Below are 25,153 nucleotides of genomic sequence, written 5' to 3'. Positions count from 1 at the left end.
CCTGACGTGTCGAAGTTCGAGGACGCCGGCCGCTGCGGCTGCGACGAGGGTTCGAAGCTCGTCTCCCGCCGGACCGTGCTGCGCGCGGCGCTGGCCGCGGCGGCCGTGGGTGCGACCACCTACACCGTGGGCGACGTCTCCACCCAGGTCTCCTTCGCCGGGTCCGGCTGGAACGGCGAGACCCTGGTCGTGCTGAGCCTGCACGGGGGTTTCGACGGGTTGTCGGCCGTCGTGCCCGGCGGCGACGCGGGGTACTACGCGGCCCGCCCGAACATCGCCGTCCCGCGTTCCACGCTGCTCGGCCTGGACCAGACGTTCGGCCTGCACCCGGCGATGGCCCCGCTGATGCCGCTGTGGCGCAACGGCACCTTCGGGGTCGTGCACGCCGTCGGCCAGTCCGACCCGACGCGTTCGCACTTCGCCGCGATGGAGCAGATGGAACTCGCCGCCCCGGGTTCCTCGGTCCGCACCGGCTGGATCGACCGCACCCTCGGCTCGCTGGGCACGGGTTCGGTGCTGAACGTGGTCGGCATCTCCAACACCACCCCGCGCTCGTTCGCCGGGCCCGGTCAGGAGACGACGATGACGTCCCTGGAGGGTTTCAGCCTCATCGGCCCGGGCGACGACCGGCCGACGTGGCACGCGGCGCTGCGGCGCATGCACACGGGCGCCCGCCCCGAGGTCGCGGCCCCCGCGGGCACCCTCATCACCGCGATGGAGGGGGTCGCCGCGCTCAAGAGCACCGCGAGCGGTCCGGCGAACGGGGCGAGCTACCCCGACACCGACCTCGGCAAGGCGCTCGCCCAGGCCGCCGTGCTCAAGAAGTCCGGCGCCCCGGTCCAGGTGATCGCCCTGGACTACGGCGACTGGGACATGCACGCCGGCCTCGGCCGGGTCGACGGCGGGTGGATGAAGGAGAAGCTCACGGAGCTGTCCTCGTCGTTGGCGGCCTTCGCGACCGACCTCGGCGGCTCCTTCGCCTCCACCACCCTCGTGACGTTGTCGGAGTTCGGCCGCCGGGTCGGGGAGAACGCCTCGGGCGGTCTGGACCACGGTCACGGCAACGCCGTCCTGCTGCTCGGTGGCGGCGTCGTCGGCGGCAGGGTCCACGGCGTCTGGCCGGGCCTGGGGGCCGACCGGCTCGTCGACGGGGACCTCGCCGGGACGAGCGACTACCGCTCGATCATCGGCGAGGTGCTGCAGAAGCGGTGCGGGGCGGGTTCGCTCGCGACGATCTTCCCGGGGTTCTCGGGCACCCCTCTGGGGGTCGTCCGTCCGAAGTAGCCATCACTCTGCGTGACGTGCCCCTGAGTCTGAGAAGGGGCTGGACGAGCCCTCCGAGCCCCCTGCGGGCCGGGGGGCTTCGTCGTTCCCGAACGACTCGAACCCTTGGTGAAGACCACATCTCGGCCCTCAGAACTGGGGCTGGACGGACGATTGTGACGTAGAGTGAGTGAGTGACCACAGAGGTGTTACGCAGTTGTGCACTCACGCACCTTGTACACCACTGGCATCGTCACCTACTTTGCGTGACGGATGACGCACAGGACAGCAGCGACACGCTCAAGGTCCGCCGTGGGTCAGCCGATGCCGGAGCCGAGCGTTCACCCGTGTGGGTGTGACCCACGGGGTGATCGTCGCCCCACGCCAGAAGGAGGAACGAGCCCAGATGCGGTCCGTCACCACCCCCCTGTCCCGTCGCGCCCTCCTCGCCGGAGGTGCCGCCGGCGCCGCCCTGCTGTGCGGGCAGACCTCCGCGAGCGCCCTGGCCCCCGCGGCCCTCCAGGTCGGTGGCTCGACCCGCGCCTACCCGCTCGGTGGCCAGCGCAGCGCCGGTCTGCTCTCCACCGGTGGGCTGACCGTCGTCTCCGTCGACGTCGACGGCGGCCACATGCTCGGCGTGACCTTCCCCTCCGGCGCCTCCACGGACACCGTCTCGCTGCGCGTGCGCAAGGCCGGCGGCGACTGGACCGCCTGGAGCGACCTCCCCCTCAACGACTCCGAACCCGACCCGGACACCGCCGAAGGGCGACGCTCCGTGACGGCCTCGGACCCCACGTGGGTCGGCGCCCTCGGCGCCGGTGCCACCGTCCAGGTGCGCCTGCCCACGACCGACGTCGCCGACGCCCACCTGCAGCTCGTCGACGCCGGCGAGAGCTCCGCGCTCTCCCGCAGCACCCTCGCCTCGGAGGTCAAGGCCAGCCCGAAGGCCGTCCCGCAACCGAGGATCCGCTCCCGCGCGGACTGGGGCGCCGACGAGTCCCTGCGCAAGGGCGGCGCGAGCTACAGCGACACCATCAAGGCCTGCGTGGTGCACCACACCGCCGACGGCGGGACCTACAGCCTCGCCGAGGTCCCCTCGGTGATCCGCGGCATGTACCGCTACCACACGGTCTCCCTGGGCTGGGCCGACCTCGGGTACAACTTCGTCGTCGACCGCTTCGGCGGCATCTGGGAGGGTCGCGCCGGTGGGATCACCCAACCCGTCGTGGGCGCCCACGCCGGTGGTTTCAACGCCGACACCTTCGGCGTCTCGATGATGGGCGACTTCACCTCCGTCGCGCCGAGCGCCGAGTGCCTCGACTCCGTGGCGCAGGTCATCGCCTGGAAGCTGTCGATGTACGGCCTGCCCGCCGACGGGGTCACCTACCTCACCTCCGCCGGCGGCGGCACCGCGCGCTACTCCCCCGGCACGACCGTGAAGCTCCGGACGATCAACGCCCACCGCGACGTGGGTTTCACGGCCTGCCCCGGCAACGTCGGCTTCACCCGGATGGACAGCATCCGCGCCCGCGTCGCCCAGCTCATGGGTGCCGCCACCAGCACCGCGATCGACGCGAAGTACGCCGCCGTCGGCGGGGCCGCCGTGCTCGGCGCGCCGACCACCCCGGAGAACGACACCCCCGGCAGGAGCGGTTCCTACCGCTTCTACACCGGCGGCGCGATCTACTGGAACAGGACCACCGGTGCGCACACGGTGCGCGGCGCGATCCTGGCGGCCTGGGGGAACCTCGGCTGGGAGAACGGGCTCGGGTTCCCGACGACCGACGACTCCAAGGCCAAGGGCGGTGCCTACAACCACTTCCAGAACGGCTCGATCTACTGGTCCGCGGCCACCGGGGCGCACGACGTGCGCGGCGCGATCCGCAGCAAGTGGGCCGCGCTGGGCTGGGAGGGCGGCCCCGCCGGGTTCCCCGTGACGGGCGACTCGAAGGCCGCGGGCGGCTGGTTCACGCACTTCCAGGGCGGTTCCATCTACTACTCCGCGGCCACCGGAGCCCACTGGACCGCCGGGGACATCCGGGCCCGCTGGGCCGCCCTCGGCTGGGAACGTGGCATGGGTTTCCCCACGATCGACGACACCGCGACCCCGAACGGCAAGGGTTTCTACAACCACTTCCAGGGCGGCTCGATCTACTGGAGCCCCGCGACCGGCGCCCACGCCGTGCGCGGCGCGTTCCGCGAGACCTGGGCCGGTCTCGGTTGGGAGAACTCCTGGCTGGGTTTCCCGACCAAGGACGAGTACTCCGTCGACGGCGGGCTGCGGATGGACTTCGAGGGCGGAACCCTGACCTGGAACCGCTCCACCGGCAAGATCACCGCGAAGCAGAAGTGACGTGGGGCGTCGGCGGAACGTCGTGGCGGGGGTCCTCGCCGCGACGTTGACGGGCCTGCTGGCCCCGTCAGCGGTGCCGTCGGCGTCGGCGGCACCCCGCACCCCCGCGGGGGTTCCCGCCGACGTCGACGCGCTGCCCACGCGCTACCAGGCGCCGATCTCCTGCGCCGCACCCCGTCCGGGAACCCTGGCGCTCGCGCAGCTGATCAGGGACACCTACGGGAAGCAGACCGTGGGCACCTCCCGGGACTGCCCGGCGAACGGCGTCCCGGTCTCCGAGCACTCCGACGGCCGCGCGCTGGACTGGACGCTGGACGCCGCGGACCCGGCGCAGGCGGCCCTCGCCCAGGAGTTCGCCTCCTGGTTGCTGGCGCCGGACGAGCAGGGGAACACCGCCGTCAACGCCCGCCGGCTCGGGGTCATGTACGTCATCTGGAACCGTTCGGTGTGGAAGGCGTACGACCCCGCCGCCGGGTGGCAGCCGTACACCGGTCCCGACCCGCACACGAGTCACGTCCACCTGTCGTTGACGTTCTCCGGCGCGGCCCGCGAGACCTCGTGGTGGAGCGGGACGGCCGACCCGCTGACGGGCCACTGGATCGCCCTCGGCGGGGACCGCTCCGTCCTCGGCGCCGACGTCGGCGGCCGGCGCACGACGTCCGCGACGGGCGTCCAGCGCCGCGACTACCGCTACGGCAGCGTCTACTCCTCCCCCACGACGCCGGTGCACGAGGTGCACGGTGCCATCGCGGGCCGGTTCACCTCCCTCGGTGCCACGTCCGCGCTCGGTGCGCCGCTCACCGACGAACAGCGCACCCCGCAGCGCGTCGGCGCCTACAACCACTTCCAGGGCGGCTCGATCTACTGGTCCCCCGCGACGGGGGCCCACGAGGTCCGCGGGGCGGTCCGGGACCGCTGGGCCGCACTGGGGTGGGAGACCGGTCTCGGTTTCCCGACGACGGGCGACCAGCGGACGCCCACGAAACCGGGGACCTACACCCACTTCGAGGGCGGTTCCGTGTACTGGTCGCCGTCGACCGGTGCGCACGCCGTCCGCGGCGCGTTCCGCGACGCGTGGGCCGCCTCGGGCTGGGAGAACGGCCCGCTGGGTTTCCCGGTGGGCGAGGAGCACCCCCTTCCGGGGGGCTTGCGCCTGGACTTCCAGGGCGGTTACCTCGTGTGGGACGCCGTCCGCCGCAGCACCTCGATCTCGCTGAACCACTGAACCGCGCGAGTCCCCGGAGGACGACATGACACGCACCCCTCTCTCCCGCCTGGTCACCGGCCTCACCGGTGTCATCGCCGGAACCGCCCTGGCTCTCACGGCCGGAACCCTCACCGCGGGCCCGGCGGCCGCCGACGAGGTGCGCCCCGCCAGCGGGGGTTCCTTCACGTTCGTGGGCCACGGGTTCGGCCACGGGATCGGCATGTCGCAGTGGGGGGCCCAGTCGCGCGCCGTCGCCGGCCAGGGCTACCGCACGATCCTCGACTTCTACTACCCGGGCACCGACGTCGCCTCGCGCGAGAACCGGACGCTGCGGGTCGGACTGACGTCGTTCGCGAACGCCGCCGTCGCCGTCTACGCGCCCACGGGCCAGCAGCTGTCCATCTCCGGCACCGACCAGAAGGTCAGCGCCGGGCAGCGGCTGGTCGTCGCGCCGAGCGGCTCCGGGCTCTCCGGCACCGTCGACGGCGGCGGGAACCAGACGTGGGGCGGTTCCGTCACCATCAGCGGTCCCGACGGGGTGATGCTGCAGAAGGGCGACGGTTCCTTCGTCCGCTACGACGGGGTCATCCGCATCGTCACCGGTCCGACCCTGACCGTCGTCAACGACGTCCCGCTCGAGACCTACCTGCGCGGGGTCGTGCCCGCCGAGTCCCCCTCGTCCTGGAACGCCGAGGCGCTCAAGGCCCAGGCCGTGGCGGCCCGCAGCTACGCGCTGTCCGTGCTGAACGCGCAGGCGCAGACCGACATCTGCGACACGACCGCGTGCCAGGTGTACCGGGGTGCGGAGGCCCGGGACAGGAACGGGGCGCAGACCTGGACGACGCCGTCGTCGACGAACTCGGCGATCGCCGCGACCGCCGGTGAGATTCGCGCCTCCTCCGGCCAGGTCGCCTTCACCCAGTTCTCCTCCTCCAACGGAGGGTGGACGGTCGCGGGTTCCAAGCCGTACCTCGTCGCCAAGGAGGACCCGTTCTCCGCGCCGGGCCGCACCGCCCCCGGGGACAGCGTGGCCGCCTGGACGAACACCGTGTCCGCCGCCGCCTTCAACGCCGGGTGCGCCCCGGGTGGTGCCGCGACGGGGATCGTCGTCAAGGCCCGCGACGGTCGCGGCGACTACGGCGGCCGCGTCACCAGCGCGACCCTCGTCTGCACCAACGGCAGCGTCGCGGTGACGGGGACGAAACTGCGTCAGCTGGGAGCCCTGCGGTCGGACTACTTCGCCATCGTCAGCGCGGTGCAGCTGCAGTACAACGCCCTCGGCGGCGCGGGCGGCACGATGGGTGGGGCCACCACCGGTGAACTCAGCACCCCGAACGGCCAGGGTGCCTACCAGCACTACGCGGGCGGTTCGATCTACGCCTCCGCGGCGACCGGTGCGCACGAGGTCCGCGGCGCCATCCGCAGCAAGTGGGCCGCGATGGGCTGGGAGACCGGCCTCGGTTTCCCCACGACCGGGGACAACCGGGTTCCCGGCGGGAACGCCTACTACACCCACTTCCAGGGCGGTTCGATCTACTGGTCCGCCGCCACCGGCGCGCAGGCCGTCCGCGGGGACATCCTCCGCCGGTGGGCCTCCCTCGGGTGGGAGACGGGCCTGGGCCTGCCGTTGAGCAGCGACGCGCCCACGCCGAACGGGGCGGGCTGGTTCACCCGGTTCCAGGGCGGGTCGATCTACTGGTCCCCCGCGACCGGCGCCCACGAGGTCCGCGGCGCGATCCTGCAGAAGTACGGTCAGCTCGGCTGGGAGAACGGTCTGGGTTTCCCCACCTCCGGGGACGCCGCCCTGCCGAACGGACGGGGCTGGTTCACCCCCTTCCAGGGCGGGTCGATCTACTACTCCGCCGGGACCGGTGCGCACGCGGTGCGCGGGGCGATCCTCACCACCTGGGCCGCGCAGGGGTGGGAAGGCGGGTCCCTGGGCATGCCCACGGCCGACGAGCAGTGGAACGGCTCCCGCGTCTCGCAGACCTTCCAGGGCGGAACCCTGACCTACGACGCGACGACCCGCGCGGTCGCCCGCAGCTGAGGTCCCCGCCCGCACCGGACACGACTGCTGGCTCCATCTCCCGACACGCCGCTCGCGGTCACCGCGAACTCGGCGTGTCGGAAGCTGGAACCAGCAGTCGTGTCCGCCTCCGGAGTTGTCCACAGGCCTTCGCGCAGTCGGACCCTCGTTCCGGCAACCTGTCCGGCCATGAACCCCCTCGAAGCCCTCCACGAGTGCGGTGGCGCCGCGCGGTTCGAGCGTCTCCGACCCAGGACGTCGCGGCGCGCCCTCAGGTCCGCCGTGGCCGTCGGCGACGTCGTCCGGGCCGCCCGCGGGGTGTACGCCACCCGCGACGCCCACCCCGACCTCGTCGCCGCGGTCGCCCTCGGAGGTGTGCGCAGTTGCCACACCGCGGCCGCCGCTCTCGGACTCGACCTCGTCGACCCACCCTCGCGGCCGCACGTCACCAGTCCTCCCGGCTCCCGCGGCACCTGGCCGGGGACGGTGGTGCACCGCAGGAAGGTCCATGACCTCGACGGCTGCACCGATCCCCTGACCACCGTCCTGGACTGCCTGCGCTGCCTCCCCCGACGCTTCGCCCTCGTCCCCCTCGACCACGCCCTGCGCCGCGGCCTGGTCACGGTGACGGAACTCCAGGAGGCGGCCGCGCGGATGAACCGGAACGACCCCCGTCGTGAACTGGTGGCGATGGCCGACCCCGAGTGCGGTTCCGCCTTGGAGAGCGTCGCGCGCGTCGACCTCCTAGACGAGGGGTACCACCTGCGCAGCCAGCAGGTCCTGGAACCGGCCGGCCGGACGACTTCGTCGTCGACGAGTGGTTGGTCGTGGAGGTGGACGGTTTCACCTTCCACTCCGCGCGCGAACGACGCGACGACGACCTCCGTCGGGACGCCGAACTGCGGCGACGGGGTTTCGTCGTCCTGCGCTTCAGCTGGTCCCAGGTGGTGCGTCAACGGGAGTGGTGGCTCGGCGTCGTCCGCGACGTCCACACCGCGGGACGACCCGCCGCCTGAGCGGGACGAACGTCAGAGTCTTCGTGGGACCGTCGGTCGGGAGCAGCCGGCGGGCGCGAACGGGTAGCCCCTCTCGCAACGCCTCGTCCACGGCCCACCACCCGCTACCGTCGGCGCGTGACCGAGACGAGCGCCCGTGCCCGCCTGATCCCGATGCGGGCCCGCGACCCGGAGGAACCGGGACGGGTCGCGTCCTCGCTGGAACTGTTCTTCGACCTGGTCTTCGTGGTCGCCGTGAGCATCACGGCGGCCGAGTTTCACCACTCCCTCTCCGACGGCGACGTCGGGTACGCCCTCACGCACTACCTGTTGCTGTTCTTCGCCATCTGGTGGGCGTGGATGAACTTCACCTGGTTCGCCACCAGCTTCGCCACCGACGACTGGCTCTACCGCGTCCTCGCGATCCTCCAGATGGCCGGGGTCCTGATCCTCGCGGCCGGGGTGCAACCGGCGTTCGAGGACTCAGACTTCACGATCACCGTCGTCGGCTACGTCGTCATGCGCGTCGCGATGATCGCGCAGTGGCTGCGGGCCTCCCGCAGCGCAGGGCCGCGTCGGCGGACGACGGTCGTGTACGCGCTGGGCATCGCCGTCGTGCAGGTGTTCTGGATCGCGTTCCTCGCCCTGCCGGAGGACCTCGCGGTCCCCGCGTTCGTCGTCCTGGCCCTGGCCGAGATCGCCGTCCCCGTCGTCGCGGAACGCCAGGGCCGGACGCCGTGGCACACGCACCACATCACCGAGCGGTACGGCCTCTTCACCCTCATCCTGCTGGGCGAGAGCCTGCTCGGATCGGCGAACGCGGTCATCGAGGCCCTGCACGACGCCGAGGCGCTGCGACCGCTGATCTCCATCGCCGTCCTCACCCTCGTCGTGACGGCGGCGATGTGGTGGACCTACTTCTGGCCGCCGCACCACCGGGTGATCCGCGACCTCAGCAGTTCCCTCCGCTACGGCTACCTGCACTACTTCGTGTTCGCCGCCGCGGGCGCGTTCTCCGCCGGGATCGAGGTGGAGATCGAGCACCTCGCGGGGAAGGGCGAACTCGGCGACGTCGCCGCCTCGTTCACGGTGACCGTCCCCGTCGCGGTGTTCGTCCTCGGGATCTGGTTCCTCGCGATCCGGCAGAGCGCCGACCGCCTCGTCAACACCGTCGTCCCGGTCGGCGCGCTCCTCGTGCTGCTCGACCCCGTGCTGCCCGTCCCCGTGACCCTGACGGCCGTGGTCATGGCGGTCGTCGTCACGGTGCTGGTGATCCGTCCCCCGGTGGTGCCGGCGCACCGATGAGTCCTCGGGACCTCGTGAGTCCCAGCCGCATGAGAGTCACACGAACGATCAGGTGGGTGGTCCGGGTCCTCCTCGCCGCGGTGTTCCTCGCCGCGGGGGCGGGGAAGCTGGCGGGCGGTGCGGAGACGGTCGCGATGTTCGACGAGATCGGCGGCGGCCGGGCGCTGTCGCTCGTCGTCGGTGCCTGCGAGGTGGCCGGTGCGATCGGGCTGCTGGTCCCACGGCTGCACCGGCTCGCGGCCCTCGGCCTCGCCCTGCTGATGGTCGGCGCGACCGTCGTGAACGTCAGCGTGCTGGAGACGAACCCGCTGCCGACGATCGCGCTGTTCCTGGCCGCGGCGTTCGTCGCCGCACCAGCAGGACGACGAGCACCAGCAACGACACCGGCCGCGTCTCGCTGAGCACGGGCCCCCACTGCAGCACCGGTAGCAACCACGGGACACCGGCCAGCGCCACCAGCGGCCGGTACCGCCCGAGGGCGAACAGCACCACGACGGCGATCGGCGCGGCCAGCGCGTGGTGCGACCACGTCACCGGCGACACGAGGCACGTCACCAGGGAGACGAGCAGCCCGAACCGGATGCGGGCCGTCCGGTCCAGCCAGTCGCAGCGCCGCGCCACCACGGCGATGGTCACCAGCAACGGGACGCTGAGCACCAGCGACGGCCACGTCGGCCACCCGGCGTGGGCGAACGCCCCGGCCAGGGAGTTGTTCGTCGTCGTCCCCGGGGCGGCGACCCGGGCGGAGTCCCAGAGCAGGCCCCCGAAGTAGGACACCGCCGACCGGGGTGAGACGAGCACCCCGAGCAGGGTCAGGACGGCCCCGACCACGACGACGGGCAGCGCGAACCACCGTCGCGCCTGCCGGTTCAGCAGCGCCGCCACGACCAGCGCCGGGGTCACCTTCACCGCCGCCGACAACGCGGCGGGGATCGATCCGCCCCGCCCGCCGTAGAGGCACCCCAGCACCAGTCCGAGGACGACGAGCGGGCTGATCTGCCCGAGCACCAGCGCCTCCCGGAACGGGTCGCTCAGCAGGACGAACGCGACACCGAGGCCCGCGGAGAGCGCGGCGCCGAAGGACCGGAAGATCCGCCAGGTCCCCCACACCGTGACCCCGAGCAGCACCGCGTCCCACACGAGGAGGTCCGCGGAGGCCGGGAGGAGCAGCAACGGCAGGAAGAGGACCGCCGCGAAGGGCGGGTAGACGAACCAGTGCCCGCGGTAGGTCTCGCGCAGGTAGAGGTCGCGACCGGCCAGCAGGTCCCGTGCGCCGTCGCGGTAGACCGCGAGGTCGTAGCCGCGTTCCCACGACTCCTGGCCGACCCCGGAGAGGACGATCGCGACGGCCACCACGACCCCCAGCAGCGCGGGGACCAGGAAGCGACGGTCACGCACGGGTGACGGAGCGGTCCGGGAAGACGAACGTCCGGAAGGTCAGGAACCGGAACACCATCGCGATGGCCATCCCCACGACGTTGCCGGAGATGTTGTCGGCCAGCGCCGACGTCCAGCCGAGACCGTTGTGGGTGATCGCCAGGCAGAGCAGCTGCAGGCCCGCCGCGATCGCGGAGAACAGGAAGAACATCGCGTACTCGCGGCCCGGGTGCTCGCTGCGCCGGTCGCGCCACGTGTAGTAGCGGCTGCCCAGGAACGCGATGAAGATCGCGATGACGCTGGAGACCACCTTCGCCAGGATCGAGTCGACCCCGGCGAGCAGCAGCAGGTTGAAGACCAGGAGGTCGGCGAGGTAGGCGATCCCGCCCGAGATGAGGAAGCGGACGACCTCGCCCATGCGCTCGGAGCGCAGGAACTCGCGCATCAGAGCCACACCGCGAGCAGCAGCGAGCCGCACCACACCACGGCGAGGGCCAGCAGCACCCGGTCGTGCAGGGCGATCTCCTCGGGTTCCTCGGCGTTGCCCGCGTCCACGTCGACGGCGTAGCGCAGGACGGCGAGGATGAACGGGACGATGGTCAGGGTCGCGAGGTTCGTACCGGTCTGGGCGACGAGGACCTCGATCGCCCACAGCGCGTAGGTCGTGACGACGACCGTCGCCGCCAGAGTCCAGACGAACCGGAGGTAGGTGGTGGAGTACTTCTGCACGACCCGGCGCACCGGTTCACCGGTGAGTTCCCCACGACGGGCCTCGCCGTAGCGCTTGCCGGCCGCCATGAACAGCGAACCGAACGCCGTGGTGAGCAGGAACCACCCCGACAGCGGGATGTCCCCCGCGGTGCCGCCGGCGAGCATCCGCAGCAGGAAGCCCGACGCGACACAGGCGAGCTCGAGGACGGGTTCGTGCTTGACCCCGAAGCAGTACGCGAGCTGGATCGCGAAGTACACCCCGAGGACGACCCCGAGCATCGGCTGCCAGAAGGTGCCGAACCCCAGGGCGAGCACGGCGAGCACGATCGCGAGGACGACGGCGGTCCGGGCGGAGAGCTCCCCCGACGCGATCGGGCGGAACCGCTTGCGCGGGTGGGCACGGTCGGCCTCGACGTCCTTCGCGTCGTTGATGAGGTAGATCGAGCTCGACACGAGGCAGAACAGCACGAACGCGACGCCCACCCCGGTGAGCGTGTCCAGCCCGACCTGCTCGCCGGCCGGGAACACCGGCGCGAGGACGAGGACGTTCTTGACCCACTGCCGCGGGCGCATCGCCCGCAACCAGGCGGGCAGCCGGGACGTGGACGGGGTGATGGAGCGCTCCTGGGTGGTCACGAGGCGATCCGGCGGACCACGACCGTCGTCGCGGCACCGAGGAGGGCACCGGCGGTGACGTCGCTCGGGTAGTGCACGCCGAGCACGAGCCGGGACAGGGCCATCGCGGGGACCAGCGGCCACGTCGGGACCGGCAGCAGCGGCGCGAACGCGACCGCGGCGGCCGTCGTCGACGTCGCGTGCGAGGAGGGCATGCTCCAGCGGCTCGGGGTCCCTACCCGGACCTGGACGTGGTGGTCCAGCGGGCGGTGCCGGCGCGCGACGCGCTTGAGCACGACGGAGGCGCCGTGCGCGGCGACCACCGACCCCGTGGCGATCGCCCACTCCCGGCGGCGGGACCGGTCGAGCAGGAACCCGACGGTGCCGAGGCCGATCCAGGCGGCGGCGTGCTCCCCCGCGTGCGAGAGGGCCGTCGCCGTGGGGACGGCGCCGGGGAAGGTCACCGCGGACTGGACGCCGCGCAGGACGCGCAGGTCGGCCGCGGCGATCGAGGACAACGTGCTCACGCGCCACCCACCGGTTGCAGGACGATGTCGGAGGGGACCATGTCCCAGGTCGTGGTGATCGGCCAGGTCGGCAGCCCCTGCGCCGCGGGCGGTTCGGTCCCCCGGTCGTAGCGGAACAGCTCCCCCGCCACCGGGACGGGCGGTGCGGCCGCGTCGCGGTGGGTGAAGTTCCACTCCAGCAGCCGCTTCTCCAGGGGCGAGGCCTCGGCCTCGACCTGGTCGATCATCGGCTGCACCCGGGCCGGGTCGCCGAAGTAGTCGACGACGCAGTCGCACACGTAGGCCAGGTGCCCGACCTCACCGGGTGAGGTCACGTACTGCGGACCACCCTGCTGCTGGAGGATCGTCTTCACGTCCCGGGCGATCTCGGTGTAGCGGGCCGGGTGGGCCCAGTTCGTCTGGATCGGCGACAGCGCCCACGGGGTCCCGGCCCGCAGGTCGGAGCCGACGCTCGCCACGAGCAGGACGACGGCCGCCGCGCTCGCCCCGAGCGCGACGGGGCGCAGTTCCAGGCCGCGGAAGCAGGCACCGAGGGCCGCGGCCCCGACCATCGTCGACGCCGACACCAGCACCGCGTAGTACCAGTGGTACGGCGGCACGCCGAGGACGCTCAGCGCCACGTAGTGCGCGACGCCCGCGATGCCCAGCGCCAGCCACGGCCACACCCGCAGCTCGCTCGGGGCGCTCGTCGCCGACCGGCGACGGGTCCAGCCGAACCCCGCGAGCACGAACCAGCCGAGCCCGCCCAGCAGCACCGGCAGGAACGCGAGGACGGCCGTCAGCCCGTAGACCTCGACGTAGAGCTGCATGCCGTTGTGGACGTCGTACTGCTCCCACGCCTTCTGCAGCGTCTTGATGACGACGGTGTCCGGGACGGCGGAGCCCAGGGCGAACCAGCTCCACGCCATCCACGGGAGCACCACGACCAGGGCGGCGGGGACGGCGATCCAGACCCGCTTCAGCACGGCCGGGGTCAGCAGGGTGAGGACGACGACCACGACGGAGGCGTCCATCCGGGTCAGCACGACGGCGCCCGCGACCAGCCCGTAGGGCAGCGCGGCCCCGCGGACCGCGGTGAGCAGCAGCAACGACAGCAGCAGCACGAGGAACGCCGACTCGAGGCCGACGGAACTCAGCAGCAGCGGGTTGACCCCGATCGCGACGGCCGCGACCGGACCCACCCACGCCGGGAGTCCCGTGCGACGGGCCGCGGAGGTCAGGGACAACGTGAGGGCCACGGCCATGACGACGTGCAGGACGCCCAGCGCGACGACGGGCCGGCGCACGACGGCGGTGACCCCGGCGAGCAGCAGCACCCACAACGGTGACGTCGCGGTGTTGGACTCGACGTTCGACAGCAGCCCCCACGTCCCGTGCAGCGCGAGGTTCCGCGCGTAGGCGAGGGTGATGTAGGCGTCGTCGACCAGGGCCCGGTGGACGAGGACGAAGGTGGCGGCCGCGAGGACGCCGACCACGAGGGCGGGGACGAAGGTCCCGAAGCGGGAGGCGGCGGGTCCGGCCGTGCGCGGCCGCCCCGTCCCCGGTGTCGTCGTGGCGGTCACGCCTCACCGCGCATGCGGGCGACGACGCGGGTCGCGGTGTCGTCGGCCACGATGCGACCCTGCTCGAGCAGGATCCCGCGGGTGCAGAGGTTCGCGACCATGTCGAGGTCGTGGCTGACGATGACGAGCGTGCGGCCCTCGGCGCGCAGTTCCTCGATCCGGGCCAGGCACTTCTTCTGGAACGGCTCGTCGCCGACGGAGAGGATCTCGTCGATGAGGAAGACCTCGGGGTCGGTGTGCACCGCGACGGCGAAGGCGAGGCGCAGGAACATCCCGGAGGAGTAGAACTTCACCTCGGTGTCGATGAAGCGCTCGATCTCGCTGAACGCGACGATGTCGTCGAAGCGTTCGTTGATCGTCGCCTCGTCCATCCCGAGGATGGCGCCGTTGAGGTAGACGTTCTCCCGGCCCGTCAGGTCGGGGTGGAACCCGGCACCGACCTCGATGAGCCCGGCGATGCGGCCGCGGACCCCGATGGTGCCCTGGTCCGGGCGCATGACCCCGGAGATCAGCTTCAGCAGCGTCGACTTGCCCGACCCGTTGAACCCGAGCAGGGCCAGGGACTCGCCCTGGCGGACCTCGAGGTCGATGCTGTGCAGCGCGCGGAAGTTGTCCGAGATCGGACGCTTGCGGATCTTCGCCATCGCCAGCTCCTTGAGGGAGCGGTTGTGGCGGAGGGTGAAGTCCTTGACCAGGCCGTGGACCTCGATCGCGGTGGGCGCGTCGGCCGCGGCGGCGCCCGGCACCGGGGAGTCGGAGGAAGTCGTCACGCTCATCACAGCTCCTGCGCGAAACGGCCCTCGATGCGGCGGAACACGAACTGTCCCAGCGCGAGCATCACGAGAGCGATGAGGAGACCCCACAGACCCGACCACAGCAGGTGCGGCGGCAGCACGACCGGGGTCACGGCGTCACGGACGTCGCCGGTCGGGTACCAGAACGCCCAGTGGAACAGCTCGACGGCCGCCGTCACCGGGTTCAGCTGGTAGAGGGTCATGAACAGGGAGTTCGGACCGCCGGTCGCGGCGGCGACCTTCTGCCAGTCGTAGAGGACGGGCGAGGTCCAGGTCACGATCATCAGCAGCAGGTCCACGATGTTCTCGAAGTCCCGGTACAGCACGTTGACCGCACCGAAGAGCAGCCCCAGCCCCACCGACAGCACGGCCACGATCACGAAACCCAGCAGCCCGGCGAGGATCTGCACGACCCCGGGACGCCAGCCCGTGACGAAGCAGGCCACCAGCAGGACGATCAGCTGGGGCAGGAAGTGGATCGCCGCGACCCACGCCGAGGACACCGAGAACAGTTCCCGGGGCAGGAAGATCTTCTTGATCAGCGGGGCGTTGCCCACCACCGAGCGCGTCGCGTTGCCGAACGCCTCGGTGTAGAAGTTGATCACCACGATGCCGGAGAACAGGTAGACCGCGAAGTTGGGGACGCTCTCGTTGAGCTTGAGGAACTCCCCCATCGCGAAGTAGAAGACGGCGAACTGCACGCCCGGCTTCACGTAGGACCACAGCAGGCCCATGACGGAGCCGCGGTAGCGGACCCGCATCTCCTTGCGGACCAGCAGCTTCAGCAGGTACCGGTACCGGACGACGTCCAGGAGCCCCGAGCCGTGGCCCGGGGCTACCAGCGGCGACGTCGCCGTGACGGTCGTGGCCGTCGGCACGCTCAGCTCTCCTCGCGGGGGGCGTCGAGGTCGACGCCGAAGGTGTCCGCCCAGGCCTGCATCGAGGTGATCTCCGGCAGCGAGGCCTTGTACGCGGCCCGCAGCTGCGGCCAGGACGTCAGCATCCGACGGTGCAGGTCGGCCGACTCGGTGAGCAGCGACCGGAACTTCTTGGCGTCGCGGCGGTACCAGACCGCCCCCTTGCCGTCGGCCATCGAGACCACGGCGCTGTCGTAGAGGGACAGTTCCCACCACTTGCCCTCGCTGGCGGCGAGGGTCGCGTCGGGACGCTGCGCGGACTCCGGCTTCGGGGGTCGCAGCTGACGCAGTGCGGCCTGCGCGGCCCACGGCAGCAGCGTCGCCTTCTTCGGCGCCTGCGGTTCCTTGCCCTTGCGCGCGGGCTTGCCGCGCTTGGGGGTCGGGTAGGCGTCGGGTTCGGCGGCGACCTGCGCGTCGGGGTACTCCGAGCGCAGCGCCCGGACGGCCGGCAGCGTCGCGCCGAGCAGTTCGTGCAGGTGCTTCGGGCCCTTCAGCAGGTCGCTCAGCGCCCGGTTGCGCAGGGCCTGCGCGTAGTACTGCATCGAGATGAGGTGCTTGACGTCGGTGTAGCTGCTCTCGCGGAACAACCGGCCACCGCGCTCGTACGGCGAGTACAGCAGGGCCACCAGGAAGCGGTTGCGCTCGTGGTAGTAGGCCTGCCAGTCGATCGTGTCGTCCTTGTCGTTCCACGACACGTGCCACACGCAGGCGCCGGGCAGCGACACCGTCGAGTAGCCGTGCTCCATGGCGCGCAGGCCGTACTCGGCGTCGTCCCACTTGATGAACGCGGGCAGCGAGAGGCCGATGTCCTTGACGACCTCGACGGGGATGAGGCACATCCACCAGCCGTTGTAGTCGGTGTCGACGCGGCGGTGCATCCACGGGGTCTGGCGCAGGTTCGAGGCCGCCAGGTTGTGGCCGTGGTACAGCCCGCGGGCGGGGCCCCAGAAGAAGCGGTAGAGGTTCACCGACTCACCGAGGGTGTGCAGCACCGAACGGTCGTACATGTCGAACATGTGCCCACCGACGAGGGTGGGCTTGCGGCACGCGTCGCCGAACTGCACGGCGCGCACGATGCCCTCGGGTTCGATGTTCACGTCGTCGTCGAGGAGGAGGACGTACCTGGCCTTCTCCGAGCGGACGGCCTCGAACATCCCGCGGGCGAACCCACCGGACCCACCGAGGTTCGCCTGTTCGATGATGCGCAGCTTCGAGCCCAGCAGGGCCGCGACCTCGTCGAACCCGTCCTCGTCGCGCACCTTCTGGGTGCCCTGGTCGACGATGACGATCTCTTCGAGGACCTCGAGCACGGAGGCGTCGGAGGCCAGCGCGTTGAGGGTCTTCACGCAGTAGTCGGGCCGGTTGAACGTCGTGACCCCGATGGAGGCCTTGCCGGCGACGTGATCGGCGACGGGGGCGCTCCACGCGGCCTCGACCAGCGTCAGGTCGTCGGAACCGCCGGCGACGTCGATCCAGTACCAGCCGCCGTCGGCGAAGGGGGCGAGGCTGAGTTCCTCGCGCAGCTGCGCCTCGCCGTCCACGCGCCAGGACGTGACGCGCTGACGCGAGCCGCGGGCGTTGGACTTGAACAGCGTCACCGTGCCGAAACCGACGAACGTGCCCGCGAACCGGATCTTCTCGGCCCGGGTCCACTTGCGCCAGTAGGAGGCCGGGAAGGCGTTGAAGTAGGAACCCAGCGAGTACCGCTTGCCGGCGGGGACGGTGAGGCTGCGGCGGTCACCGGCGGCCTCGGTGTCGGAGTCACCGCTGCCCGTGCTGACGAACTCCATGCCGTCGGACTCCGCGGAGGCGAAACCCTCCGACTGGGAGAAGTCGACGTAGAGCGGCAGCACGTCGATGTCCGCGCGGGACGGGAAGACGATGCGGTGGACCTCGCGCCACGCACCGTCGTCGGGCGCCAGGCCCACGCCGGTGGCTGCGAGGTGCAGTTCCGAACCAGAAGTGACAGTGCTCATGCGTCCACCCCACCGGCCACGAGGGCCACGCCGTCCTTGAAGTGCGGGGTCAGCTTGTTGTCCACCATCGACAGGGCCGCCCCGATGGCCATGTGCATGTCGAGGTACTTGTAGGTGCCGAGCCGGCCCCCGAAGAGCACGCCCTTCTCCCGCGACGCGAGGTCGCGGTAGGCCAGCAGCTTCTGCCGGTCCTCGGGGGTGTTCACCGGGTAGTAGGGCTCGTCACCCTCGACCGCGAAGCGGGAGAACTCCCGCATGATGACGGTCTTGTCCTTGGGGTAGTCCCGCTCGGGGTGGAAGTGCCGGAACTCGTGGATCCGGGTGTAGGGCACGTCCTCGTCGGCGTAGTTCATGACCGGCGCCCCCTGGAAGTCCCCGACGTTCAGGACCTCCTGCTCGAAGTCGAGGGTGCGCCAGGACAGTTCGCCCTCGGCGTTGTCGAAGTAGGTGTCGACGGGACCGGTGTAGATGATCGGCACGTTCCCGGCGACGTTGCCCTTGCGGACCTCCTGGTCCGCGTCGAAGAAGTCGGTGTTCAGCCGCACCTCGATGTTGGGGTGGTCCGCGAGGCGCTCCAGCCACTTCGTGTACCCGTCGACGGGCAGGCCCTCGTGGGTGTCGTTGAAGTAGCGGTTGTCGTAGCCGTAACGCACCGGCAGGCGGGTGACCGTGGCCCCGGGCAGGTTGCGCGGGTCGGTCTGCCACTGCTTGGCGGTGTAGCCCTTGAAGAACGCCTCGTACAACGGACGGCCGATCAGCGAGATCGCCTTGTCCTCGAAGTTGTCGGCGGCGGCGGTGTCGATCTCGCCCGCCTGCTCGGCGACGAGCGCCTTCGCCTCGGCCGGCGAGAGCGCCTTGCCGAAGTACTGGTTGATCGTGTGCAGGTTGACCGGCATCGAGTAGACGCCGCCCTGGTACGTCGAGAAGACGCGGTGCACGTAGGGCGTGAACTTCGTGAACCGGTTGACGTGCTCCCACACCCGCTCGTTGGAGGTGTGGAACAGGTGCGCGCCGTAGCGGTGCACCTCGATGCCCGTCTCCGGTTCGGCCTCGGAGTAGGCGTTGCCGCCGATGTGGTGCCGGCGGTCGATGACGAGGACCTTCAGGCCCAGGTCCTCCGCGCACTGACGGGCGACCGTCAGCCCGAAGAAGCCCGATCCGACGACGACGAGGTCGATGTTCACGGTTGGCTCACCCTCGGTCGCTCCGTCTCTGGCGTCTTCTGCGTGGCATGTGCAGGGGCGTCACTGTGCTCGGGCATGGTGGCGTCAGCGTAGCCGTCCCGGACCCCCACCCACTTCAACGGCGCGCACGGCCCACCGCGCGCAGGCGGCGGCGGGCGGGTTCCTCGACGAACCTCCACAGGACCCACCCGAGCCCGATGGCGACGATGGGCAGGTTCGGCACCACGAAGCTCGTCCAGGGCCCGCCCGGCGCGATCTGCGGGACCTCCTTCTGGAAGGTCCAGAAGATCTCGTACACCGGCACGTGCACCAGGTAGACGCTGTAGGAGATCCGCCCGCCGAGCACGATCGCGGGCCGGGACAGGAAGGCCGAGGGGCCGGCGTCGGTGAGGGCCAGCGCCCCGACGAGCAGCGGGAAGAGGACCGCGACGACGGCGAAGCGGTCGTAGGGCCGGCCCACGGCCCAGCCGACGACGAGCACGCACTCGATCACCAGGATCCAGGCGACCCGCGGGGCCCAGCGGGCCGCGAGCTCGCCGGAGCGGGGACCCGCCTGCAGCTTGCGCACCGCGAGGCAGACCAGCGCCCCCGCGCCGAAGCAGGTGAAGATGCGCTCCAGCCAGCTGTAGTCCCAGTAGATGACCCCGGTCTGGTAGCTGCGCAGGGCGGCCGGGGCCATCAGCGCGACGGCGCCGGCGACGAGCACCCACCAGGGCAGCCGCTTCAGGCGGTACAGCACCAGCGCGAGCACCGGGAAGGCCACGTAGGCGGCCATCTCGGCCGAGACCGACCAGGTCGCGCCGACGAAGCTGGCCCCGTCGAAGTCGGGACGGTGCCAGAGCTGGACGAGCAGCAGCTGCTGGATCCAGCTCCACGGCCCGAGGTCGGGCTGGACGCCCTGGTAGGCGTAGAACGTCGGGTCGATGCTGCGCCGCCAGAGCAGCCAGATCCCGAACAGGACGACGACGACGGCGTAGGCGGGCCAGACCCGGCAGATCCGGGCCCACCAGAACCGCCACCAGCCGCGCAGGTCCGGTCGCCGGCCCATCTTCTCGACGTAGGTCAGCGTGATGACGAAGCCGGAGATCACGTAGAAGAGGTCGACGCCCAGGTGCCCGGAGTCGGTGACCGGCACGAGGAAGGCCCGCACCCGCTCCCAGTCCGGCAGCGGGGTGAACTTCCAGTGGAAGAGCAGCACCCAGACGGCCGCGACGATCCGCAGCCCGGTGATCGAGCGGACCTCGGGGAGGCGCTTGGTCGCCGTGGTGTCGGCGGGGGGCTGCGTGTCGGTGACGGCGGTCACCGGTCACCTCCTTGCTGGTGGGACGTCGCGATGAGCGCCCGGTAGGCGAGCGTGCGGATCCGGGTCGGGACGAAGCGGTAGCCGCCGCGCACGACGACGTTGCGGGCGGCCTGGACGGGACTCGTGAACCCCTCCCGCAGCAGGTGCCCCTGCAGGGTGAGCTCGGAGCGGAAGAGGCGCAGACCACCGCGGCGGGCGTAGGAGCCGGCGTCCGGGGACGCACCCACGCGGTACTTCACGAGCGGTTCGGCGAGGTTCTCGACGCGGGCACCCGCGCCGATCATCCGCGCGAACAGCCAGTAGTCCTCCATGAGGTCCAGGTCCCGGTAACCCCCCGCCGCGGCGACCGCGGAGCGGCGGTAGACCACCGTCGGGTGGTTGAAGGGATCGTGGAAGCGGGCGTAGCGGGCGATCGCGGCCGCGCCGGTCGGCGGGACGCGGCGGCCGACGACGTCGTCCTCGTCGGCGCCGATCTCCAGCAGACCCGCCCCCACGAGGTCGGCACCCGCGGCGATCAGCGGCAGCTGGCGGGCGAAGCGGTGCGGCAGGCTCACGTCGTCGGCGTCCATCCGGGCGACGACGTCGAAGGTGCAGTGCCGCAGACCCTCCTCCAGGGCCCGGGCGAGACCCACGTTCTCGGGCAGTTCCAGGACCCGGACACCCTGCAGGGCGTCGAGGGCCTCCTGCAGGTCGTCGGGGACGGGGCCGTCGCGGACGATGAGGACCTCGTCGGGCCGCAGTTCCTGGTCGCTCGTCACGCTCGCGACCGCGCGCTGCAGCTGCGCGACCTCGTCGCGTGCCCACACCGGCAGCAGCACCGAGAACCTCAGGTCCTGGAGCCGGCGTCCAGCCGTCTCCAGGAGGGGGGCACGGCCGGCGGCGGACTCCACGGCGCGGACGTCGTCGGAGACCTCGCCGAGGCCGGCGAGGACGGTGGCCGTGGGAGCGGGGCGGCGGACCCCCTGGCGCAGCCCGCTGGTCAGGCCCCTGAGCAGGACGTCGCGGCGCTGCGAGCGGGCGATGGTCCGGCCCCAGCGGCGCAGCGTCGCCCCGCCGTAGAGGACGGTGTCGCGGGCGTCGAGGGGTCGGGAGCGGGTGAAGGTCCACAGCTTGTTGCGGACCTCCAGCACGAACCGCTCGCCCGGGTCGGCGTCGGTGGAGCCGAACACCTTGGTGCGGTGCTCGACGACGCTGGCCGCGCAGGCGACCCCACGCCGGTGGCGCAGCAGCCGGGTCGTGTACTCGAAGTCGTCGTTCCAGAGGAAGAAGGCGGCCTCGGGCAGTCCGTCCTCGCGCACGGCCCGCGCGTCGAGCAGCAGCGCGACGAAGCTGGCCGAACGGATCGGCAGGCAGCCCGCGGCCCGGGCCGCCGCCCGCTCCTGCGCGCTGACCCCGGGGCGCTCGCGGGGGGTGTTCATCGGGTGGTCGCGGCCGTCGGTCCACACGACCCGGCTCGCCACGACGGCGGACCCGGTGCGCCGCAGGGCGGCCAGCGATTCCGCGAGCGCCGTCGGGGTCGGGACGGTGTCGTCGTCCATCAGCCAGACGGCGTCGGCGTCGTGGCGGTGCACCGCGCGGGCCAGACCGGCCGCGAACCCGCCGGCGCCGCCGGTGTTGCGGGGCAGGACGACCAGGTCGAGGGGCAGGTCGGTGCCGGTGCTCCACTCCCGGACGGCCTGCGGGGAGCCGTCGGAGGAGGCGTTGTCGACCACCACGACGAGGTCGGGGCGGCGGGTCTGGGCGGCGAGCGCGTCGAGCCCGGCGAGCAGCAGGTCGCGGCGGTCCCAGGCGACGACGACGGCGATGACACGTTCCCGGGGCACCGGGACAGGGTGCCAGGTCGCTCGCGGTGTCACGGCAGGGTCACCTGCCACACGCTCACCGTCCCGCTGGTGAAGACCTTGCGCAGTCCCTCGACCCCGTCGAGGCCGGTGAGCCCGGGCGGGACGTCGTAGCCGGGTTGGCCGAAGAACACGGCGTCGGCCGGTTTCAGCGGCAGGCCGGGGGCCACGGAGTCCACGACGACCCAGCCGATGTCGTACTTCGCGACCAGCGCCTGGACCTCGGGGTCGGTGGGCAGGTCGTGGAAGCGGGCCGTCAGCGTCCGCAGGTCGGGTAGCGGGGTCGTGGGCACGGCCGTCGTGGCGAGGATCGGGACGCCGTCGAGGACGTAGTCGTAGGTCGACCCGTCGTTGCCGGAGTTCATGACGCGCTGGCCGGGCTGCACGTGCGCGGCCAGGTAGCGGCCAGCGGCCTGGTCGTCGGCGTCGATGCGCTGGTAGGTGGGCTCGGCGTAGCGCTCGCGCAGGGCCTGCACCTCGATCGAGAACACGTCGAGCACGTTGGCGGTGAGCAGCACGGCGCCCAGGACGGTGGCCAGCACGGTGGCCAGCACGGGGGCCCACCGGCGGGCGAGCAGCGTCGAGAGCCGCAGGACACCGACCCCGACGAGCAGCCACGCCCAGGGACTGCCGTGCGCGACGACCCGGAAGTAGGAGTTCCACGCGGTGTCCCAGACCAGGTCGAGACCCGGGGCGTGCAGGTCGAGCAGGTAGGCGAGCGCGAGCGCGGACCAGACGACCCAGGTCAGGGCGATGGCCCCGGCCCGGCGCCCGGCGAGCGCGACGCCGAGCAGGACGGGGACCGCCAGCCACCACTGCTCGCGGGTGGCGGCGAGGTCGAGGCCGCCCTGGAAGGGCAGCGTGAACACGCGGTGCAGCGCGTCGGGCAGCGACTGCGCCGGGATGTCGCGGGCGAAGCGCGAGCTGGACCCGCCGCCTGCGGCCGCCGCCTGGGCGAGGGCGGTCCCGACGAGCGCGGCGACCAGGACCCCCGCCCCGGCGAGCCCCGCGAGCCACTTCCCCGCGGAAACAACACTTTCCGCCCTCGAACGTGCCCTGTGAGGGGCGGAGAGTGGTGTTTCCGCGCGGAGGACCAGGCCGAAGACGTAGGCACCGAGGAACCCGCCGCCGATGGTGAGAGCGGCGCTGGGGTGGACGGTGACGGCTCCGGCGCAGGCGAGGGCGATCGCGGGGAGGATCCCGACGACGCCCCGGCCGGGGGTCTGCGGTGGGGGCAGCAGCAGCGCGACCACCCCGGGGGCGAAGGCGATCGCGGCGGCGTTGGGCAGGGCGCCCGAGTCGTGGTGCATGGCCTGCAGCGGTTGGTAGGCCAGCACCGACGCGATCGCGGCGACCCCGCCGGCGGGCAGCCACTCCTTCGGCAGGGTCCGCGCCGCGAGGGCGAGGAGGCCGAGGGGCTGGACGACGGCGAGGACGACGACGCTGGTCGCGTTGAAGCCGGCGACGGCGCTGACGTCCCCGCTCTGGGCGACGAGCGCGGCCCACTGGTGCAGACCGTTCGGGTAGTACTGCGCGGGTGTCCCGGTGACGACGTCGAGGACCTGCCCGCGCCAGGGGGCCGCGTCACCGGTGCGCAGGATCCGGGCGGTGACGAGGGCGTGGGTGAGGGTGTCGTGTTCCTGCGACGGTGTCGCCAGCGCCCCCATCCCGCGGCGGAACAGCTCGAGGGCGGTGGCGGTCGCGGCGAGCAGCAGCGCGGCGGCGGCGAGCGCGGGCCCGCGCGGGACCCGTTCGGTCTCGAAGGCGCCGGCCCGGCCGCGGACGAGGGCGAGCACGGCGACGAGACCGGCGGTGGCCGCGAGCACGAGCCACCAGGAGAACCGCGTGCCGCTCAGCCCGCTGACCGTCGCGGCGAGGGTGGAGATCCCGACGGAGGTGGCCGGCGCGGCCCCCAGCAGCACGGGGACCTTCCGGACCCCGCCGGCCACCAGCACGAGACCGCCCGGAAGGAGGACCCAGAGGACGCCGAGCGCGATCGTGAGGGCGTCGGAGGCCGGACTGCCGCCGGTGATGACGGGGATCGGGGGGTTCACAGGAGTTCGAGGACCGCAGCGGCGGCCCGTCGCGCGGCGGAGGCCAGCGACCCGTGCTCCAGGGCCCACTCCCGCAGGCGTTCCCGGGTCGGCGGGGTCGGGGTCGTGACCTCGTGCAGGGCGTCGGCGACGGCGGTCGCGGAGTGCTCGACCACCCACCCCAGGGCGTGCTCGCGCACGAGGTCGGCACCGCCCCCGACCCCGGCGAAGAGGACGGGGGTCCCGCAGGCGGTGGCGGCGAAGATCTTGGTGGGCGACATGAGGTCGTAGCCGGTGTCCGGGACCAGCGAGGCGAGCGCGACGTCGGCGTGGGCCAGGAGCTCGGCCGCGCGTTCCGGGGCGACGGTGCCGGGCAGGTCCACGGCGTGCGGGGCGAGGTCGGCGGCCAGCGCCCGCAGCTTCGGGACGTCGACTCCCCCGCCGACCATGGTCAGCCGGGCGTCGGGGTTCGACCCGAGGAACCGCACGAACCCGCGGAGCAGGACCTCGGCCCCCTGCCACTCCGACATCGTGCCGCTGTAGACGACCCGCAGCCCCGGCCCCGCGACGCTCTCCTGGGGGCGGAACACGTCGACGTCGACGCCGTTGCCGACGACGCGGACCGTGTCGGGGTCGACCCCGCCGCGGATCACCTGCTGCGCCATCCCCTCGGTGACGGCGAGGACGCGCGCGGCCCCGCGCAGGGCGGCCTGCTCGGCGAGCTCGACGGCCCGGAGCACGGGCCTGGGCGCGCCGGCGGCGACGGCGCCCTGGGACCAGACGTCGGGGAGGTAGGAGACGTACGGGGTCCGGCGCAGCGTCGAGGTGATCCGGGTGACGACGCCGGTGGTGGGCGGCGGTTCGTGGACGACGACGTCGGGACGGCGACCGGTGAGCAGCCGCGCGGTGAGCGGGACGTCGAAGGAGAGGTACTGCAGGTACCCGCGCACGGCACCGTCACGGTCGCGCAGGACGGGGAAGCGCGAGGTGGCGACCCCGGGGTCACGGGTCTCCGGCGCGGTCGCGGTGGTCGTGACGACCTCGACGTCGCACCCGGTCTCGACCAGGGCGCGGGCGAGGGCGCGCAGCCGGAACGGCGCGGCACCCACGTCCGGCGGGTAGGTCCGCGTCGCGATGCGGACCAGGGACGACACGATCGGTGAC

20 protein-coding genes are annotated in these 25,153 nt (G+C 72.2%); 7 read left to right on the top strand and 13 right to left on the bottom strand.

The window, feature by feature from the left end; genetic code table 11:
• Positions 1–6 precede the first annotated feature (6 nt).
• From ACFQ46_RS10230 to ACFQ46_RS10200, 7 genes are all read left to right on the top strand, one after another.
• Positions 7–1,284 carry a DUF1501 domain-containing protein gene (locus ACFQ46_RS10230; RefSeq protein WP_380259400.1) on the top strand — a complete coding sequence of 426 codons (1,278 nt, stop codon included), beginning with the start codon at positions 7–9 and terminating at the stop codon, positions 1,282–1,284.
• 385 nt (positions 1,285–1,669) lie between these two features.
• Positions 1,670–3,616: an N-acetylmuramoyl-L-alanine amidase gene (locus ACFQ46_RS10225; protein WP_380259399.1), complete on the top strand. Its 1,947-nt coding sequence runs from the start codon at positions 1,670–1,672 to the stop codon at positions 3,614–3,616.
• A gap of 1 nt (position 3,617) precedes the next feature.
• On the top strand, positions 3,618–4,841 hold the full coding sequence (locus tag ACFQ46_RS10220; protein ID WP_380259398.1) for an LGFP repeat-containing protein: 1,224 nt from the start codon (positions 3,618–3,620) through the stop codon (positions 4,839–4,841).
• A gap of 25 nt (positions 4,842–4,866) precedes the next feature.
• A complete protein-coding gene (locus ACFQ46_RS10215) occupies positions 4,867–6,870 on the top strand; it encodes a SpoIID/LytB domain-containing protein (RefSeq protein WP_380259397.1) in 2,004 nt (667 codons plus the stop codon).
• Between the two features lie 683 nt (positions 6,871–7,553).
• Positions 7,554–7,865, top strand: coding sequence for a DUF559 domain-containing protein (locus ACFQ46_RS10210; protein WP_380259396.1), 312 nt, complete (start codon positions 7,554–7,556; stop codon positions 7,863–7,865).
• 153 nt (positions 7,866–8,018) lie between these two features.
• Positions 8,019–9,149 (top strand): low temperature requirement protein A, encoded by a 1,131-nt coding sequence (locus ACFQ46_RS10205; RefSeq protein WP_380259475.1) that lies wholly within the window; start codon positions 8,019–8,021, stop codon positions 9,147–9,149.
• 56 nt (positions 9,150–9,205) lie between these two features.
• Positions 9,206–9,550: a DoxX family protein gene (locus tag ACFQ46_RS10200; RefSeq protein WP_380259395.1), complete on the top strand. Its 345-nt coding sequence runs from the start codon at positions 9,206–9,208 to the stop codon at positions 9,548–9,550.
• On the opposite strand, the gene ACFQ46_RS10195 is transcribed toward ACFQ46_RS10200, so the two are convergent.
• From ACFQ46_RS10195 to ACFQ46_RS10135, 13 genes are all read right to left on the bottom strand, one after another.
• Positions 9,435–10,547 (bottom strand): glycosyltransferase family 87 protein, encoded by a 1,113-nt coding sequence (locus tag ACFQ46_RS10195; RefSeq protein ID WP_380259394.1) that lies wholly within the window; start codon positions 10,545–10,547, stop codon positions 9,435–9,437. The genes ACFQ46_RS10200 and ACFQ46_RS10195 overlap by 116 nt on opposite strands.
• On the bottom strand, positions 10,540–10,971 hold the full coding sequence (locus ACFQ46_RS10190) for a GtrA family protein (RefSeq protein ID WP_328296266.1): 432 nt from the start codon (positions 10,969–10,971) through the stop codon (positions 10,540–10,542). The genes ACFQ46_RS10195 and ACFQ46_RS10190 overlap by 8 nt, the downstream gene beginning before the upstream one ends.
• On the bottom strand, positions 10,971–11,873 hold the full coding sequence (locus ACFQ46_RS10185; RefSeq protein WP_380259393.1) for a decaprenyl-phosphate phosphoribosyltransferase: 903 nt from the start codon (positions 11,871–11,873) through the stop codon (positions 10,971–10,973). The genes ACFQ46_RS10190 and ACFQ46_RS10185 overlap by 1 nt, the downstream gene beginning before the upstream one ends.
• Positions 11,870–12,379 (bottom strand): phosphatase PAP2 family protein, encoded by a 510-nt coding sequence (locus ACFQ46_RS10180; RefSeq protein WP_380259392.1) that lies wholly within the window; start codon positions 12,377–12,379, stop codon positions 11,870–11,872. Before ACFQ46_RS10180 ends, ACFQ46_RS10185 begins: the two co-directional genes overlap by 4 nt.
• Entirely contained in the window at positions 12,376–13,941 is a 1,566-nt protein-coding gene (locus ACFQ46_RS10175; protein WP_380259391.1) for a hypothetical protein, read from the bottom strand. The genes ACFQ46_RS10180 and ACFQ46_RS10175 overlap by 4 nt, the downstream gene beginning before the upstream one ends.
• Entirely contained in the window at positions 13,938–14,717 is a 780-nt protein-coding gene (locus tag ACFQ46_RS10170) for an ABC transporter ATP-binding protein (RefSeq protein ID WP_328294887.1), read from the bottom strand. Before ACFQ46_RS10170 ends, ACFQ46_RS10175 begins: the two co-directional genes overlap by 4 nt.
• Positions 14,717–15,613 (bottom strand): ABC transporter permease, encoded by an 897-nt coding sequence (locus tag ACFQ46_RS10165; RefSeq protein ID WP_380259390.1) that lies wholly within the window; start codon positions 15,611–15,613, stop codon positions 14,717–14,719. Before ACFQ46_RS10165 ends, ACFQ46_RS10170 begins: the two co-directional genes overlap by 1 nt.
• A gap of 2 nt (positions 15,614–15,615) precedes the next feature.
• Complete coding sequence (locus ACFQ46_RS10160) at positions 15,616–17,628, bottom strand: glycosyltransferase (RefSeq protein WP_380259389.1); 2,013 nt, start codon at positions 17,626–17,628, stop codon at positions 15,616–15,618.
• Positions 17,625–18,812, bottom strand: a complete 1,188-nt coding sequence (glf, locus tag ACFQ46_RS10155; RefSeq protein WP_380259388.1) for a UDP-galactopyranose mutase — start codon at positions 18,810–18,812, stop codon at positions 17,625–17,627. The genes ACFQ46_RS10160 and glf overlap by 4 nt, the downstream gene beginning before the upstream one ends.
• Before the next feature lie 115 nt (positions 18,813–18,927).
• Positions 18,928–20,115 carry an acyltransferase family protein gene (locus ACFQ46_RS10150; protein WP_380259387.1) on the bottom strand — a complete coding sequence of 396 codons (1,188 nt, stop codon included), beginning with the start codon at positions 20,113–20,115 and terminating at the stop codon, positions 18,928–18,930.
• Positions 20,112–21,938 carry a glycosyltransferase gene (locus tag ACFQ46_RS10145; RefSeq protein ID WP_380259386.1) on the bottom strand — a complete coding sequence of 609 codons (1,827 nt, stop codon included), beginning with the start codon at positions 21,936–21,938 and terminating at the stop codon, positions 20,112–20,114. The genes ACFQ46_RS10150 and ACFQ46_RS10145 overlap by 4 nt, the downstream gene beginning before the upstream one ends.
• 29 nt (positions 21,939–21,967) lie before the next feature.
• Positions 21,968–24,010, bottom strand: coding sequence for a DUF6541 family protein (locus tag ACFQ46_RS10140; protein ID WP_380259385.1), 2,043 nt, complete (start codon positions 24,008–24,010; stop codon positions 21,968–21,970).
• Positions 24,007–25,143 (bottom strand): glycosyltransferase family 4 protein, encoded by a 1,137-nt coding sequence (locus tag ACFQ46_RS10135; protein WP_380259384.1) that lies wholly within the window; start codon positions 25,141–25,143, stop codon positions 24,007–24,009. Before ACFQ46_RS10135 ends, ACFQ46_RS10140 begins: the two co-directional genes overlap by 4 nt.
• Positions 25,144–25,153 lie beyond the last annotated feature (10 nt).

The sequence above is a fragment of the Kineococcus sp. GCM10028916 genome (genome assembly GCF_042674865.1).
GTDB lineage: Bacteria > Actinomycetota > Actinomycetes > Actinomycetales > Kineococcaceae > Kineococcus.
Note: the sequence above shows the minus strand (reverse complement) of the source record. Positions and strands in the feature narration are given on the sequence as shown.

Coding starts and splice junctions, on each gene's coding strand:
- ACFQ46_RS10205 (WP_380259475.1), top strand. CDS start 8,019: ATGCGGGCCCGCGACCCGGAGGAACCGGGACGGGTCGCGTCCTCGCTG.
- ACFQ46_RS10190 (WP_328296266.1), bottom strand. CDS start 10,971: ATGCGCGAGTTCCTGCGCTCCGAGCGCATGGGCGAGGTCGTCCGCTTC.
- ACFQ46_RS10225 (WP_380259399.1), top strand. CDS start 1,670: ATGCGGTCCGTCACCACCCCCCTGTCCCGTCGCGCCCTCCTCGCCGGA.
- ACFQ46_RS10215 (WP_380259397.1), top strand. CDS start 4,867: ATGACACGCACCCCTCTCTCCCGCCTGGTCACCGGCCTCACCGGTGTC.
- ACFQ46_RS10170 (WP_328294887.1), bottom strand. CDS start 14,717: ATGAGCGTGACGACTTCCTCCGACTCCCCGGTGCCGGGCGCCGCCGCG.
- ACFQ46_RS10160 (WP_380259389.1), bottom strand. CDS start 17,628: ATGAGCACTGTCACTTCTGGTTCGGAACTGCACCTCGCAGCCACCGGC.